The sequence below is a fragment of the Streptomyces sp. NPDC002671 genome (genome assembly GCF_053592475.1).
This window is the reverse complement of the sequence record NZ_JBSFVU010000003.1, coordinates 351206-367092: the sequence shown is the minus strand read 5'-3', so window position 1 is coordinate 367092 and position 15887 is coordinate 351206. Positions and strand designations below refer to the sequence as shown.

General features: G+C 70.0%; 16 protein-coding genes. 13 read left to right on the top strand and 3 right to left on the bottom strand.

The features are described from left to right. The 4 genes from ACWD35_RS06560 to ACWD35_RS06545 form a co-directional block, all read left to right on the top strand. Window positions 1-1681, top strand: a 1681-nt coding sequence (locus tag ACWD35_RS06560; RefSeq protein WP_451350017.1) for a VWA domain-containing protein, incomplete at its 5' end; no start/stop codon positions are given. A 136-nt stretch (window positions 1682-1817) separates the two neighbouring features. Then, complete coding sequence (metG, locus tag ACWD35_RS06555) at window positions 1818-3533, top strand: methionine--tRNA ligase (protein WP_451350016.1); 1716 nt, start codon at window positions 1818-1820, stop codon at window positions 3531-3533. A gap of 146 nt (window positions 3534-3679) precedes the next feature. Next, window positions 3680-4057: a type II toxin-antitoxin system RelE/ParE family toxin gene (locus ACWD35_RS06550; protein ID WP_451350015.1), complete on the top strand. Its 378-nt coding sequence runs from the start codon at window positions 3680-3682 to the stop codon at window positions 4055-4057. Then, on the top strand, window positions 4054-4359 hold the full coding sequence (locus ACWD35_RS06545; RefSeq protein WP_451350014.1) for a helix-turn-helix domain-containing protein: 306 nt from the start codon (window positions 4054-4056) through the stop codon (window positions 4357-4359). The genes ACWD35_RS06550 and ACWD35_RS06545 overlap by 4 nt, the downstream gene beginning before the upstream one ends. Before the next feature lie 54 nt (window positions 4360-4413). Here the strand turns inward: ACWD35_RS06545 and ACWD35_RS06540 are convergent, their stop codons facing one another. Further along, the gene (locus tag ACWD35_RS06540) at window positions 4414-4623 is read right to left on the bottom strand and encodes a DUF397 domain-containing protein (protein WP_451350013.1); all 210 of its coding nucleotides are present in this window, start codon (window positions 4621-4623) and stop codon (window positions 4414-4416) included. Further along, window positions 4620-5495, bottom strand: a complete 876-nt coding sequence (locus tag ACWD35_RS06535; RefSeq protein ID WP_451350012.1) for a helix-turn-helix domain-containing protein — start codon at window positions 5493-5495, stop codon at window positions 4620-4622. The genes ACWD35_RS06540 and ACWD35_RS06535 overlap by 4 nt, the downstream gene beginning before the upstream one ends. A 154-nt stretch (window positions 5496-5649) precedes the next feature. Here ACWD35_RS06535 and ACWD35_RS06530 point away from each other — a divergent pair, with 154 nt between their 5' ends. The 9 genes from ACWD35_RS06530 to ACWD35_RS06490 all read left to right on the top strand — a co-directional run bounded on the left by ACWD35_RS06530 (window position 5650) and on the right by ACWD35_RS06490 (window position 13922). Further along, window positions 5650-6225, top strand: coding sequence for an ATP-binding protein (locus ACWD35_RS06530; protein WP_451350011.1), 576 nt, complete (start codon window positions 5650-5652; stop codon window positions 6223-6225). Window positions 6226-6373: 148 nt separating this feature from the next. Continuing rightward, window positions 6374-7297, top strand: coding sequence for a helix-turn-helix domain-containing protein (locus tag ACWD35_RS06525; RefSeq protein ID WP_451350010.1), 924 nt, complete (start codon window positions 6374-6376; stop codon window positions 7295-7297). 60 nt (window positions 7298-7357) lie between these two features. Next, complete coding sequence (locus ACWD35_RS06520) at window positions 7358-7735, top strand: DUF6932 family protein (protein ID WP_451350009.1); 378 nt, start codon at window positions 7358-7360, stop codon at window positions 7733-7735. Next, window positions 7689-8189 carry a hypothetical protein gene (locus ACWD35_RS06515; RefSeq protein WP_451350008.1) on the top strand — a complete coding sequence of 167 codons (501 nt, stop codon included), beginning with the start codon at window positions 7689-7691 and terminating at the stop codon, window positions 8187-8189. Before ACWD35_RS06520 ends, ACWD35_RS06515 begins: the two co-directional genes overlap by 47 nt. Before the next feature lie 20 nt (window positions 8190-8209). Next, entirely contained in the window at window positions 8210-8512 is a 303-nt protein-coding gene (locus ACWD35_RS06510; RefSeq protein ID WP_451350007.1) for a hypothetical protein, read from the top strand. 78 nt (window positions 8513-8590) lie between these two features. Continuing rightward, the gene (locus tag ACWD35_RS06505) at window positions 8591-8938 is read left to right on the top strand and encodes a hypothetical protein (RefSeq protein WP_451350077.1); all 348 of its coding nucleotides are present in this window, start codon (window positions 8591-8593) and stop codon (window positions 8936-8938) included. Between the two features lie 97 nt (window positions 8939-9035). Then, the gene (locus ACWD35_RS06500) at window positions 9036-9845 is read left to right on the top strand and encodes a hypothetical protein (protein ID WP_451350006.1); all 810 of its coding nucleotides are present in this window, start codon (window positions 9036-9038) and stop codon (window positions 9843-9845) included. Between the two features lie 77 nt (window positions 9846-9922). Next, window positions 9923-10597, top strand: coding sequence for a nucleotidyl transferase AbiEii/AbiGii toxin family protein (locus tag ACWD35_RS06495; protein WP_451350005.1), 675 nt, complete (start codon window positions 9923-9925; stop codon window positions 10595-10597). A 94-nt stretch (window positions 10598-10691) separates the two neighbouring features. Beyond that, window positions 10692-13922 carry an FG-GAP repeat domain-containing protein gene (locus ACWD35_RS06490; protein ID WP_451350004.1) on the top strand — a complete coding sequence of 1077 codons (3231 nt, stop codon included), beginning with the start codon at window positions 10692-10694 and terminating at the stop codon, window positions 13920-13922. Between the two features lie 88 nt (window positions 13923-14010). On the opposite strand, the gene aspS is transcribed toward ACWD35_RS06490, so the two are convergent. After that, window positions 14011-15774: an aspartate--tRNA ligase gene (gene aspS / locus ACWD35_RS06485; protein ID WP_451350003.1), complete on the bottom strand. Its 1764-nt coding sequence runs from the start codon at window positions 15772-15774 to the stop codon at window positions 14011-14013. Between the last annotated feature and the right edge of the window lie 113 nt (window positions 15775-15887).

The window sequence follows — 15887 nt, the reverse complement described above, 5'->3', positions numbered from 1 at the left end:
GGAACTCGTGGCCGAGGAGCCGCAGGCCGTAGAGCCGCAGGCCGAGGAGCCCGAGGCTGCTGAACCCCTGGCCGAGGAGCCGATGGCCATCGAGCCGGAAGCAGTCGAGCCCGTGGCCGTCGAGCCGAAGCCTGCGGAACTCGCGGCTGAGGAGCCGCAGGCCGTAGAGCCAGAAGCCGAGAAGCCGGAGGCTGCCGAGCTCCTGGCCGAGGAGCCCGAGGCTGCCGAGCCGGAGGCTGCGGAGCTGAAGGCCGAGGAGCCCGTGGCGGTCGAAGCGGAGCCTGCGGAACTCGTGACCGAGGAGCCGGAGACCGAGGAGCCCGAGGCTGCTGAACCCCTGGCTGCAGAGCCGATGGCCATCGAGCCGGAAGCAGTCGAGCCCGTGGCTGAGGAGCCGCAGGCCGTAGAGCCGCAGGCCGTAGAGCCGCAGGCCGTAGAGCCGCAGGCCGAGAAGCCGGAGGCTGCGGAGCCCTTGGCTGCGGAGCTGGAGGCCGAGGAGCTGGAGGCCGAGGAGCCCGAAGCTTCTGAGCCCCTGGCTGCAGAGCCGATGGCCATCGAGCCGGAAGCAGTCGAGCCCGTGGCTGAGGAGCCGCAGGCCGTAGAGCCGCAGGCCGAGAAGCCGGAGGCTGCGGAGCCCTTGGCTGCGGAGCTGGAGGCCGAGGAGCCCGAAGCTTCTGAGCCCCTGGCTGCAGAGCCGATGGCCATCGAGCCGGAAGCAGTCGAGTCCATGGCCGTCGAGCCGGAGGCCGACGCTGCGGAGCTGGAGGCTGCGGAGCCCCTCGCTGGGGAGCCCGTGGCTGAGGAGCCGGAGCCCGTCGAGCCGGAGGCCGAGGAGCCCGAAGCTTCTGAACCCCTGGCTGCAGAACCGATGGCCATCGAGCCGGAGGCTGTCGCGGAGGCCGAGGAGTCGCACGCAGCCGCAGACGCCGACGGCGAGGACGCCCCGCAGGGGCTGCCCGCAGTCGACGACGAATCCGGCACGGGTGGTGCGGGTGGGAACGAGATCGCCACCCCCGCCACCCCCCTCACCCACGTACGCGACAACGCCCCCACCCTGGTCACCGCCTACAAGGCCGCCCAGACCACCCTCGAAGAAGCCGGCCTCACCGGCACCCGGGCGAAGCTCTACCTCGTGCTGGACCGCTCCGCGAGCATGCGCCCGTACTACAAGGACGGCTCCGCCCAGGCCCTCGCCGACCAGGCCCTCGCCCTCGCCGCGCACCTGGACCCCGAGGCCACGGTCCACACCGTCTTCTTCTCCACGGAGGTCGACGGCACCACCGACCTCACCCTCGCCCCCGGCCACGAGACCAAGATCGACGACGTCCACGCCGGCCTCGGCCGCATGGGCCGTACCAGCTACCACGCCGCCGTGGAGGCCGTACTCGCCCACCACGAGAAGACGACGGACGACCCCGCCACCCCCGTCCTCGTCGTCTTCCAGACGGACGGCGCCCCGGACGCCAAGACCCCCGCCACCCAGTCCCTCACCGAGGCCGCGAAGAACCACCCCTCCGCGTTCTTCTCCTTCGTCGCCTTCGGCGAGCACGACAACAAGGCCTTCGACTACCTCCGCAAGCTGAAGACCGGCAACACGTCCTTCTTCCACGCGGGCCCGACCCCCCGCGAGCTGACGGACACCGAGCTTTACCAGGGCGTACTCGCGGCCTGGCGTCCGTAACCGACCGTAGCCACCCGTCTCATCCCCCGGCCGCCCCTTCCCACCCAGCAAAACGGGAAGCGGGCGGCCCACCCCTGTCAGCTACGATTTCAAGGTTCGAAACCGCAGAAAACGCAGCGACCTGGGAGCAGCCACGATGGCTCGACACCTCATCACCAGCGCCCTTCCGTACATCAACGGGATCAAGCACCTGGGCAACATGGTGGGGTCCATGCTCCCGGCGGACGTGTACTCCCGGTACCTGCGCCAGCGCGGCCACGACGTCCTGTACATCTGCGCCACGGACGAGCACGGCACCCCCGCCGAGCTGGCCGCGAAGGAGGCCGGGCTCTCGGTCGCCGAGTTCTGCGCCCAGGCGCACGACGCGCAGAAGGCGGTCTACGACGGCTTCGCGCTGGCGTTCGACTACTTCGGCCGCAGCTCCTCCCCGGAGAACCGCGAGATCACCCAGCACTTCGCCCGGAAGCTGAACGAGAACGGCTTCATCGAGGAGCGGGCGATCCGCCAGGTCTACTCGCCCGTCGACGGCCGCTTCCTCCCGGACCGCTACGTCGAGGGCACCTGCCCGCACTGCGGCTACGACAAGGCCCGCGGCGACCAGTGCGAGAACTGCACCCGCGTCCTGGACCCGACCGACCTGATCAACCCGCGCTCGGCGATCTCCGGCTCCACGGACCTGGAGATCCGCGAGACCAAGCACCTGTTCCTCCTCCAGTCGAAGCTGGAGAACGAGGTCCGCGAGTGGGTCGCCAAGCACGACAAGGACTGGCCGCAGCTGGCCTCCTCCATCGCCCACAAGTGGCTGACCGAGGGCCTGCACGACCGCGCGATCACCCGTGACCTGGACTGGGGCGTCCCGGTCCCGGCCGACACCTGGCCGGAGCTGGCCGCCGAGGGCAAGGTCTTCTACGTCTGGTTCGACGCCCCGATCGAGTACATCGGCGCGACCAACGAGTGGGCGGACCAGGACCCGGAGAACCGTGACTGGAAGTCCTGGTGGTACGACGTCGACACGGACGTCCGCTACACGGAGTTCATGGCCAAGGACAACGTCCCGTTCCACACGGTGATGTTCCCGGCCACCGAGCTGGGCGTGCGCGAGCCGTGGAAGAAGGTCGACTACGTCAAGGCCTTCAACTGGCTGACGTACTACGGCGGCAAGTTCTCCACCTCGCAGAAGCGGGGCGTCTTCACCGACCAGGCCCTGGAGATCCTCCCGGCGGACTACTGGCGCTACTTCCTGATCGCCAACGCGCCCGAGTCGGACGACTCCTCCTTCACCTGGGAGCACTTCACGGCCACGGTCAACAAGGACCTCGCCGACACCCTCGGCAACTTCGTGAACCGTGTCCTGTCCTTCTCCCGCAAGCGCTTCGGCGACGACGTGCCGGCCGGCGGCGAGCCGGGCGAGGCGGAGGCCCGCCTCGGCGAGGAGATCGCCTCGCTCCTCGCGGAGTACGAGTCGCACATGGAGTCCCTCCAGTTCCGCAAGGCCGCCGCCGCGCTGCGCGCCCTGTGGTCGGCCGGCAACTCCTACCTGGAGGAGAAGGCCCCCTGGCTGGAGATCAAGACGAACAAGGACGGCGCGGCCCTCACCCTGCGCACGGCGATGAACCTGATCCACCTGTACGCGGTGGTCTCCGAGCCGTTCATCCCGGCGACGGCGCAGACGATGCGCCAGGCGTTCTCCCTCGCCGACGACACCGCCGCCTGGGTCACCGCCGACGAGGCGAAGGCCCTGACCGCCGTCCCGGCCGGCACCCCCTTCACTGTGCCCCCGGTCCTGTTCGCCAAGCTCACGGACGAGGACCTGGAGACGTACAAGGAGCGCTTCGGCGGCCAGGAGGGCTGACCCTGGCCATCCCTGCACCACCGTGGCCGGTGAAAGCTGGGGGGCGAGCGAGATGACCACGCAGTCGGCGAACCCGGAGCCCGACGGGGTCTCCGACTGACGCCCTCGGCTTGCCCATACCAGCGACGGTATATAACGTCGCTGGTATGAAAGGTTCGCGGTACACCATCGAACTCGAACCCGAGGTCGAAACATGGCTGGACGCCCTACCCCCGCACGACCACGGCCGGGTGATGTTCTACGCCGACCTCCTCGCTGACTTCGACGGCATACTCGACGAGCCCTACAGCCGTCACCTCGGCGGAAAGGTGCGAGAGCTTCGGTTCCACCTCGGACAGCGGCAGCACCGCATCACCTACTGGCTCGCACCGGACCGGCGCATCGTGTTTCTCACCGTCTTCACCAAGACGCAACGACAGGAGACCGCCGAGGTGCAGCGTGCTCTGGTCGCCCAGAAGGAGTGCGAATCCGAGCACCCTCCCGCCCATACTGTCTACGACCGTTTCCCGGAGGACACTCCATGAGCCACACCCGCTGGGAGATCACCGATACCGATCGGGCGCGCGAGGGATACCAGGAAGCCCGCCGCGCCTACCTGTTCGGCAAGGCCATCCGTGACCGCCGCACCGCCCTGGGCCTGACCCAGACCCAGCTCGGCGAACGGGCAGGCATGACCCAGGCCGCCATCTCACGTCTGGAGCACGGCGGTTCCACCCCCACCATCCCCCTCCTCGAACGCCTGGCCGCCGCTCTCGACTCCACCCTGCATTTGGACATCACGCCCAACAGCGACCTCTCGGTGGTCTTCACCTCCCAGGCCGCCTGACAGCAACGCGTCCCGCGCCCGACGTCAACCAGGCGCGGGGCGAGCAGCGTGGGGTCAGCTTCCTGACGCGTAGGTCACGAAGTCCGCCCACGCGTCGCGCGTGAGCGCAAGCTGGGGGCCTCCGACGCTCTTGGAGTCGCGGACATGCACGGTGCCGGGGGTAATGGCAAGCTCAACGCAGGAGTTGCCGTCGTTGCCGCCGCTGTAGCTGCTCTTGAACCACGCCAGCTCGGAAGCGTCCCCGGCAACGGTCTTGCGGATCATGTTTCTCCCAGCAGTTGCTCGATGAAGGCCAGCGACTCCCCTGGCGAGAGCGCCTGAGCCCGGATGGTGCCATACCGCAGCTCAAGAATGCGCAGGTGTTTGAGTTCGGAGATGGGTCGGCCGTTGAACGCGCCATCCGAGCGACCCACGGCCGTACCGTCCGGAAACTTCAGCAACTCGATCCGACCGTCCAGGCCGGAGTGGGTGTCGCAGTTCATCGGCATCGCCTGAAGCACGACGTTATGCAACCGGCCCACCTCCAGCAGACGTTCAAGCTGCTGACGCCAGACCAGTGTGCCCCCGATGGGACGCCGCAGGACCCCCTCTTCCAGGACGAAGCTGAGCGCTGGCGCGGGTGAGCGTTCGAAGACCGACTGCCTGGCTAGACGAGCGGCCACCATGCGTTCCACATCGTCCGGGGAGTACGGCGGCTGCGCTGCCCCGATCACGGATCGTGCATGCTCAGGCGTCTGCAACAGCCCAGGGATGATGTGGCACTCGTACAGAGCGATCTCGACCGCCCTGTCCTCCAGCTTCCCCAGTTCCCGAACCTTCTTCGGGTACCGGACCTTCTTCACGTCCTCCCAAGTCGCCGCGATGAGCCCGCCCGCGTCCAACACCTCGTCGGCCTTGTCCAAGTACTCCTGCCGAGGAATCCGCTTCCCGCCCTCGACCTTGTACACCAGGTCATCCCCGTATCCGACCGCCACCGCGAACTCGGTGGCCCGCATCCCCACTGCCTCCCGCCGCAACCTCAACTGCCGCCCGACAGTGGTAATGACGGCCAGACCCCATTCATCGTCCGGATCCACCTCCCACCCCGGTTCGTCCGCCTCGCCTTTGAGCTGCCGTGCCTCGTCGTCCACCGACATGCCGCACCCCTCCGTCGTACCACCGTGCCGCAACGCCTCTACCCATAGGCCCGGTTCCGACCGCCCGGACAACAGCCGACAAGCCCCGGACAGTCACCCTACGTATCAGCGCTGTCACTGTTCACGGTAAGCACGCACCGCCACGCTCAGTGATGTGAACAGCGAAAAGTCCACCCAACTCCTCTCTCCCGCAGACCACTTCAGCGTGCTGCTGTCCCCCACGCCACGCGGCGCCCGCCTCGCCCGGCGCCGCGCCACGGACTGGCTGCGCACCCGGGAGCTGCCCCACCGCGTCACCGAGGCCGCCGAACAGCTCGTCGCCGAACTCGCCACAAACGCCGCCACCCACGGGCGAATCCCCGGACGCGACTTCCGCCTCGCACTCCTGGACCGCCGCGCAACCCTCCGCATCGAGGTCACGGACACCCGCGGCGACGATCTCCCGCGCCGCCGCCGTCCACCCGCCCCCGACGCCGAGTCGGGACGCGGCCTCCTCCTCGTCGAGGCCCTCGCCGACCGCTGGGGCGTCAAGCTCGGTCCCGTACCCCGCAAGACCGTCTGGGCGGAACTCGACCTGCCACCGGGACCAGCGGAAACGGCACACTCACCGGAACCCGACCGCGTGTGCTCCGGTGCCGTCGGCGGTCTTTCCCAAGGAACACGAGAGGGAAAGAAACCGCACCAAGCCCCACCCCTCCCGCCCACGGCGCTCACTCACTCCCGCGAGTGAACATCACCAACTCAGCTGGATATGCCACCGGTTGTCTGCCCTACGCTCGGCGCAGCACGGCACAACAGCCCCAGACGCACGACGGCCCTCGCCGGGACGGCAATCCCACTGCGAGGGCCTGACCACCAAGGAAGCCGAGACCTTCCCGATGGACACGCAAAACACTAGCGTGCGCCCGCACGCCCAGTCCCGTAACAGCGGGAAAAACCACCCGCACCGGCGCACCCACGCGAACACGCACCCTGGCGGGGTCATCCACGACAACACCCGCCACACCACCCGCTTCACGGTGATCGGCAACCACCTCACCCAGCACCCGGACCTCTCCCTCCTCGCGATCGGTCTGGCCTGTCACATCCAGTCGTTGCCCGCCGGTGCCCGTGTCGACATCAAGTCCCTCGCCGCCCGCTTCCCCGAGGGTCCGACCCGTATCGCAGCCGCCCTGCGCGAGGTGGAAGCCCACGGCTACCTGCGCCGCACCCGCGAACGCACCGAGACCGGCCGGATCGTCACCCGCACCGTCTCCTGCAACCAGCCGGGCCGCCACCGCGACGCGTCCGAGGCGACACCTCCCCGGCCCCCGGCCCGGCGCGCGGCCTCCACCCCGCAGCAGAAGCCCGCACGCCGCGCCCTCCCCGATGTACCGAAGCCGGCGTACAGCTCCCCCGCCCTCCTCCAGACGGCCACCGAGGTCCTCGCCGGCCTCCGCCGAACGGACCCCCGCCTGCTTCTCTCCGCCACCGACGCCGAGCACCTCGCCCCCGGCGTCGCCGCCTGGCTGGAGCGTGACCTCACCCCCACCGCCGTACACCACGCTCTGACCAGCGACCTGCCACTGGAGCCCCTGCGCCGCCCAGCTGCCTTCCTGGCCCACCGCCTCAGCGCACAACTTCCACCCCTGCCGCCCTACCGCGCCCCCGAGCCGCCCCCGGTCGTCAGGCATCCCCTCCGGAACTGCGACACCTGCGACCACGCCTACCGCGGCCCAGACCCACGCAACTGCCAGGGGTGCGCGTCAGCGAAGCAGTCCTCCGGAACCGCCGCCGAAACCGAAGCCGCCCCAGCAGGATGACCCGTATCGCCCCGCCCTGACCGCTGTGGCGGCGTTCTCCGACACCCGACAGGACCTCACGTGCTGCCCACCTTCGCCGCCAACGGATTCCTCCCCCTGGGCCGGTACGACTCCTACGCGGACGCCCTTGCCGGCCTCCCGCTCATTCACCGGATGTGGCTCGGTGGCAGCTTCGTCAGTACGAAACCCGACCCCAGGAACATCGACGCGACTCTTCTGATCGACACCCGGGCCGAGCGTGCGGTACGCGGCAAACCCGGCTCCAAATGGCTGACCACCGCCTTCCAGAGCCGGGACAGAATGCGGGAGAAGTTCGGCGTCTCTCCCCTCCGCATCGGGTACCAGCCGAACAGAGCGCCGTCCCGGCGCGCGGATATCTGGAGGTGCGACTGTGAACGGCGACAGCTGGCGCGAGCGCAGGCGCGCGCTCCTGGGTGACGATCCGACCGCGGAGGACAAGGCAGCACGGCTTCTGGACGAACTGGGCACCGAAGACAGGGACGAAGAGGAGATCGAGGCCGAGCACCGGGCCAGCCGTCTCGCCGCGGCACGCGAATACGCGCCGGGGGCCCGGCTCGACGAGGAGCTCATGCTGCGCCTGACCGGTCCGGACACCGAAGCAGGTGCTCTCCGCTTCCAATGGGGGGACGCCCTCCTGCACCCAGTGGAGGCCGCGATCTCCGCTGCCGCGGGCACACCCGTTCTTCTGGAACTCACCGGCGTCTCGGCGGGCAGCACCGTGGTGCACGCCCGGCCTGTGGCCACCGGTGCCTCCCCGGAGCCGTACGCCATTGACGCCCCCGCCACCTCCGCGGCAAGCACTGGCATGCGCACACTCACCGAGTTGCTGACCGCACTGGAGTCGGAGAGCGATGTCCGCGAGCGCAGCTGACCGAACGAGGCAGGCACTACGTGGAACGGTTGCGGGAGACCCGGGACCGCGACCAGGAGATCACGATCTCCGGCCGTATCACCGAACTACGCGAAAGCGGCTGGGTGAAGGTCAAAACGGGGACCGCCAAGAACGCGTACGCCTACGACGTCCGTTTCGAAGAGCCGGAAGAGTTGCTGCGCATGCGCCCGGGCCTCGGGGACAACGTCCATTTCCGGGTCCGCTTCCGCCAACGGCTGGACTCGGTGGGCATCGCACGGTCCACCGAGTACACCTACCTCGGTCCGGCGGCCGAACAGACATCCCTCCCACTCGAACCGTAGACGCGCCCCGGACGTACGGCACCTCTCGTGACGAAGGCCCGGCCGGACACCCTGGCCGGGGCACTCCTGGGAGACATCATGAGCACACCGGCCGACCACGGACGCGAACTGGCCCCCCGCCCGGAGCAGACCCCCGACGCCCTCCGCGCGGCCCTCGCCGTCGTCGCCCCGGGCCGCCTGGGCGAGATGCAGGCCACGAAGGACGACGCCTTCGCCAAAGCCGTCGAGTGGCAGTCTCTGAGCCCTGTGCGAAGCTGGGTCCTCACCTGGGCCAGGGACATCGAGATTGCCCGGTGCTCCGATCTGTCCTCCCGTTTCGCTCAGGCGCAGAGCAGGCTGGAACACGCGGACCCTGCCACCGCTGGTGAAGCGCTGCGGGAGTTGAGCGCCGTCCTGGATGAAGCCATGAAGGCAGTACGCGGTTGAGCCTCCGGGGGCCTCGCGCCCTGCCCGGTCACAGCGGCCGGACCACGAACCTGCCCGCCGCGGCGGCCGGTACCGGCCTCCTCTAATGTCTGACCTCATGTCCACGCAAGAGCCACCCAGCCAAGAGCCCCCGAGCCTCCACCAGGCCACCATCGACGCCATCCACTCCTACGCGGGCCGCGCCACGCTCGCTTTCGAGCGGGCGAACCGACCTGGCCCGTACGGCACTCTTTTCTGGTTCAACGAGCTGCTGGAGTCGACGGAGGAGGCGGACACGGTCCGCCCGCTGCTGGTGACCGCCGTCGAGCAGACCCGCTACGACGTCGCCGAGGTGGCCATGCGGCCGGAGCTGTGCGACCCGGCGCCGAGCGCCGAGCGGCTGCTGCTCACGCAGTTCGCGCAGGGCTGGACCGAGTTGCCCGGGCTCGGCGTGGCCGTCCAGTCCGCGGCGTTCCTGCGCGCGTACGCCGCCGACAAGGGCTGGCAGTGGAACACGCACGAGATCACCGACGGCGCCGCGGCCCGGGCCGAGGACATCGCACGGATCACCACCAAGCCGGTCACGGCGTACGCCCTGGCCCACGACGTGGCGCCGCGTACCGGGGCCCGGGAGCAGGCGGTCGTGGTGGGCGCCCTGGCGCGCATGAAGGACGGCACGATCCGCTGGAGCACCGAACTCCCGGCGGGCTGTGTGGGCGCGCCGGTCTTCTACTCCACGCCCCATGAGGAGGACGGCCCCGACAGCTTCATGCTGGTCTGCGCGGGCGTCCTGCTGCCCGCCGACGACAAGGGCTTCGGCCACCACCCGGTAGCCACGTTCGACCGGATCCGCGAGGCCCTCGCGGCCCTCCCCGTCCTCGAACCGTCCACACCCGCCCGGCGCCGCTGGTGGCAGCGCAAGGGCTGAACGTTCCCTCGCCCTGAGTGAACAGCGGTGCGGGGTGCGCGGACGCCCCGCTCCCGTTCTGGCAGAGTACGGGTGCCGTGAACCTCCCCGATTCCCACCGGCGGCTCCTTGAGGACCTCGTCTCGGTCGGCAGCCCGTACGTGTTCGTGCTCGCCGGCGGTTACGCCCTCCAGGCGCACGGGCTGCTCCGGCGTCCGCACGCCAACCTCGACTTCGCCAGCGAGAGCACCGAACCCATGGAGCGGATGGCGCGTGCCGTCGGCGCGGCGCTGGAGGCGCGGGGCCGGCAGGTGCGGGCCACGGCCGTCACCGCGCTCACCGCGCAGCTGACGGTCACAGACCCGCCGACCGGCCGGCCGTGCGAACTGGCCCTGCACAAGGAGGCCTTCTGGCAGCCGCCGGAGCTGACCGAGTACGGCCCCGCCCTCTCGCTGGAGGACGCCGTCGGCACCAAGATCCGTGCGCTGTACGACCGGGGCGCGGCCGTGGACCTGATCGACGCGCAGGCCGCCGCCGCCCGCTTCTCCCTCCCCGACCTGGAAGAGCTGGGCCGCCGCCACGCCCACGACCCCTTCGACCTGCCCACGCTCCAGTCCCGCCTCACCGGCAGTGACTTCTACTCCGAGGCGGACTTCACGCGGTACGGCCTGGACGAGCCCGCGGTCACCGCCCTGCGCGCCTGGGCCCAGCACTGGTCCGACGACATCGCCGAGCGGTTGATGGAGGAGGGCGAGTTGCCGCCGGAGGAGTAAAGCCCCCCAGGCCCCGAGTAAAGAGCCGGAAAGGGACTGGTAAAGTCCGCTCACTTGTGCGAGGGCGGAGGCCCTCGCCGGGAGGGACTCTCACGTGGGCAGACACGCCCTGCGACGGGGCGGTCTGACCGCCGCCGTCTCCGCACTCACGGTCGCGGTCGCGACCCTCACCGTGGTCTCCGGGGGCGGTGAGCCCGCCCGCGCGGCCACCGCACAGTCCGCCGGCACCACGGAGCTCGTCCTGGACGACCCGAACTCGCCGAACCCTCGCACGGAGCGGGTGCTCGCGGCCGGCGAGACCGGCTTCCTGCACCGGCAGAGCGGCGTCGCCGGACTGCTCTGGACGAGCTACGAGGACGGCAGCACCGTCACCGTCAACACCCCGCCCGGCAACGCCGGCGCCGGTCAGCCGTACCAGCCGACCACCACCAGTTGCTGGGACAACAGCCTCTCGTGCCCCTCGGGCACCTTCGGCCAGGGCGCCGACGTCGTGGCACTGCCGCACCGGTCGTACACCGAACCCGTGTCGCTGTGGACCCCGGACGGACCGGACGGCGCCGGCACCCTGCGGACGCTGGACATGCCCCGGCTCGACTACATCGCCACCTACGGCACCACGGTCATCGCGAAGGACACGAGCGGCACCAGCGTCGACGGCACGCCCCTGCCCGGCACCGGACTGCACCTGCTCGACTATGTCGACGGCGTGCAGCGCACCCGCGACGTGACCGGAAATCCGGCCGACAAGCCGCGGCGGATGACCGGCCCCGCGCGCACCGGAGACGCCAAGGGCGCGCTGCTCGCGTACACCGTCTACGACTCGGCCGGCCACGCGTCTGTCGACATCGACTACCTCGACTTCGCCACCGCCGAGCTCACCCAGGTCTTCACCGGCGCCGACGACGGGCTGTCGCTCGTCGTCAGCGGCGACCGGATCGGCTGGTACTCGGCCGCCTCCGGCCTGCACCTGAAGTCCCGCACCGACCTCGCCGCCGAGGAGACGGTCCCGGTGCCGGGCAACAGCACCGGCGGGTACCCGGTCCTCGTCGGGAACTGGCTCGTCCTGGTGGCGAACAGAAGCACCGTCACGGCCGTCTCCCTGACCGACGGCTCCACGAAGACCCTGCTCAGCCAGTCCTACGGCGACCCCGTGGCCGCCCCGGACGGCTCCGCCCTCGTCACCGGCGGCACGGTCGCCGCCGACTGGTGGGTGCAGCGCGTCCGCCAGGGCGCGGACGGCACCCCGCAGCTGGAGAAGGTGTACAAGGTCGCGCCGTTCGAGAACCCCAAGTCGGGCCTCGCGCTCAGCCGGGGCAGCCTGCGCGTGGCGGAGCGCGACCCTCGCAGCACCAGCACCACGGCCAGCACCTCCGTGCGCACCCTGACCACGAACGGCAGCACCGAGCTCACTGCATCCGCCGCCACGCCCGGCGACGACGTCTACCCCGTGTGCCCGTACGCGGGCAGCACCTGCGCGGCGATGTGGGGCAACAAGGGCACCGAGCCCCGGGACGTCTACCTCGACACGTTCTATGACGACGACGAGGGCGGAAGCGGCCTCACGCACGCGGACCGGCTGGTCGGCATCCGCGACGGCGCGGGCGCGGGCGACGTCTCCCTGGAGTTCGGCACCGAGAAGGGCACGATCGTCGACGTGTCCGACGGCTACGCCGTCTACAACTCCGGCGGCGCCACGCCCATGCAGTACGTCGGCGAGTTCGGCTACGCCCAGAAGCTGAAGCGCTCGATCCGCGCCGCCGCCCTGAACGGCTCCACCCTCTGGAGCGCCGGCTCGACCGCGGGCCAGGTCACCTCGTACAGCCTCACCGAGGACAAGACCCTCTCCACGGTGACGATCCCGGGCGCCGGCTGCGTCCCGACCGAGCTGCAGGCAGCGGGCCGCTGGCTGTACTGGTCCTGTGGCACGGCCTCGGCGGGCGTGTACGACACCAAGGCCGGTACGGCCCTCGCCGTCACCCCCGGTGACGTGCTGCTCGGCGACGGCTTCACCGTCCGCCACGACCACGCCACCGACGAGCTGGTCCTCACCGAGGCGGCCACCGGCGCCACCCGCGTGGTCGCCTCCAAGGTCCCGGACACCGGTCTTCCGGCCGACCGCCGCTACCGCTGGACCGTGGACGAGTACACGGGCCTGGTCGCCTGGTTCGACGGCTACGAGCAGACGCACGTAGCCACCACCGGCGTGACCCCGTCCGCTCCGACCGCGTTCAGGTCGACCGCCGGCGACTACGCCATGCCGTCCTCGACCGCCTCCTGGAACGGCGCGTGGCTGCTGTCCCGCCCGGCCACCTCCTGGTCGCTGACCTTCACCTCGGTGGAGAGCGGGGACACCGGCAGGGACGCCCGCACGATCGCCGGCGGTGCGACCGACGCGTGGGTCCGGGCGGACTGGAACGGCAAGACCGCGAGCGGAGGCCGCTTCCCCAACGGCCGGTTCACGTGGACCCTGAAGGCGACGGGCCTCGGCACGTCGACGGCCACCACCGTGAAGACCGGCACAGGCTTCCTCCAGAACGGGGCGCCGGTACGGCACGACTTCGGCAGCCCCGACGGCATGGACGGCCTCGGAGACCTGCTGACCCTCAACTCCTCGGGCGGTCTCACCTTCCAGATCGGCACGGGCACCGGGAAGTTCGGGGACAAGGTCAGCGGCAGCGGCTGGGCGACGAGCATCAAGGCCGTCCCCTTCGGGGACCTGAACGGGGACCGCTGCAACGACGTGCTGGTACGGCTGAGCAGCGGGGCCCTGCGCCTGTACAAGCCGGGCTGCGGCGCCGCGCTCACGCCGTCGACGCCGTACACCACGCTGGCGACCAGCGGCTGGACCCAGTACGACCTGCTGACCTCGCCCGGCGACATCAGCGGCGACGGCCGGGCCGACCTGATCGCCCGCAACGCCTCGACCGGCGCGGTGTACCTGTACAAGGGCACCAGCACCGGCACGCTGTCCGCCCGCGTGAAGCTGTACGACAGCTGGAAGGGCTACAAGAAGCTCGTCGGCACCGGCGACCTCAACGGCGACGGCATCGGCGACCTCCTCGCCCAGGACGCGTCGAACACCCTCTACCGCTACAACGGCACCGGCAAGGGCACCTTCGCGGCCCGCGCCAAGGTGTTCAGCAACTGGGGCGCGTCGTACAACGCCGTCGTCGGCGTCGGCGACCTCAACCGCGACGGCAGGGCGGACCTCGTCGTGCGGGACACCGCGGGCAATCTGTACCGCAACTACGGTGACGGGAAGGGCTCGTTCGGGGCGCGCACACAGATCGCCACCGGATGGGGCGGCTACAAGTCCCTGTCCTGATACCGGCTGGCCCCAGCCAGTCCTGGCTCACGCGAAGGGGCCCGGAACCGATCACGGTTCCGGGCCCCTTCGTCAGTTACCTATTTACTTACTTCGGCTGCGGCTTGCGGATGGTGAGGTGCAGCTCGCGCAGACGCGCCTCGTCCAGCTCCGTCGGCGCGCCCATCATCAGGTCCTGGGCGTTGCCGTTGAGCGGGAAGGCGATCGTCTCCCGGATGTTGGGCTCGTCCGCGAGGAGCATGACGATGCGGTCCACGCCGGGGGCGATGCCGCCGTGCGGCGGGGCGCCGAAGCGGAACGCGCGGAGCATGCCCGCGAACTTCTCCTCGACGGTCTCGCGGTCGTAGCCGGCGATCTCGAAGGCCTTCAGCATGATCTCCGGCTCGTGGTTCCGGATCGCGCCGGAGGACAGCTCGACACCGTTGCAGACGATGTCGTACTGCCAGCCCAGGATGTCCAGCGGGTCCTGGGTCTCCAGGGCCTCCAGGCCGCCCTGCGGCATGGAGAACGGGTTGTGCGAGAAGTCGATCGTGCCGGTCTCCTCGTCCCGCTCGTACATCGGGAAGTCGACGATCCAGCAGAAGCGGAAGACGCCCTCCTCGAAGTGGCCGGCGCGCTTGGCGGCCTCGACGCGCACGGCGCCCATGATCTTCGAGACCTCTTCGAACTCGCCCGCGCCGAAGAACACCGCGTGGCCGGGGGTCAGGGAGAGGCGCTTGGTCAGCTCGGCGACGTTCTCCTCGGTGAGGAACTTCGCGATCGGGCCGGACAGCGCGCCGTCCTCGCCGACGCGGACCCAGGCCAGGCCCTTGGCGCCGAGCGAGATCGCGAACTCGCCGAGCTGGTCGAAGAACTTGCGCGGCTGGTCCTGGACCGCCGGGACCGGCAGCGCGCGCACGTGCTTGCCGGCGAAGGCCTTGAACTCCGAGCCCTCGAAGATGTCGGTGATGTCGACGAGCTCCAGCTTGGCGCGCAGGTCCGGCTTGTCGGAGCCGTACTTGAGCATCGCCTCGCGGAACGGGATGCGCGGGAAGGGCGAGGTGACGTGACGGCCGTCGCCGAACTCCTCGAACAGCTCGGTCATGAGCTTCTCGACCGGCTGGAAGATGTCCTCCTGCTCGACGAAAGACATCTCGATGTCGAGCTGGTAGAACTCGCCCGGCGAACGGTCGGCGCGGGCGTCCTCGTCGCGGAAGCAGGGCGCGATCTGGAAGTAGCGGTCGAAGCCGGAGATCATCAGCAGCTGCTTGAACTGCTGCGGGGCCTGCGGCAGGGCGTAGAACTTGCCCGGGTGCACACGGGAGGGGACCACGTAGTCACGGGCGCCCTCGGGGGAGGTGGCGGACAGGATCGGCGTCGCCATCTCGTTGAAGCCCATCGCGGCCATCTTGTGGCGCATCGCCGAGATCACGGCCGTGCGCAGCATGATGTTGCGGTGCATGCGCTCGCGGCGCAGGTCCAGGAAGCGGTACTCCAGGCGCCGCTCCTCGTTGACCCCGTCCTCGGCGTTGATCGTGAACGGCAGCGGGGCGGCGGCGCCCAGCAGCTCGACCTCGCCGACCTCGACCTCGATCTCGCCGGTGGGCAGCTCGGGGTTGATGTTCTCGGTTCCACGTGAAACAACGCGGCCGTCGACGCGGACCGAGGACTCCTTGGAGATCTTGTCCAGGGCCTCGTACGCGGGCGTGCCGGGGCGGGCGACCAGCTGCGTGATGCCGTAGTGGTCGCGCAGATCGATGAAGAGGATGCCGCCCAGGTCGCGCCGATTGTGCAGCCAGCCACTCAGCCGGACGTCGGTGCCGACGTCAGAGGCGCGGAGCTGGCCGCAGGTGTGGGACCTGTACCGATGCATCGTCGTTCATCGTCCTTCGTGGTGGGGTTTTCTCCTGCCGGGTCTCAGGACCAGGCGGGAACGGGCACGGGGCCCGGACCCATCAAGGGTACCGGGCACGCCAAGATCGGCTC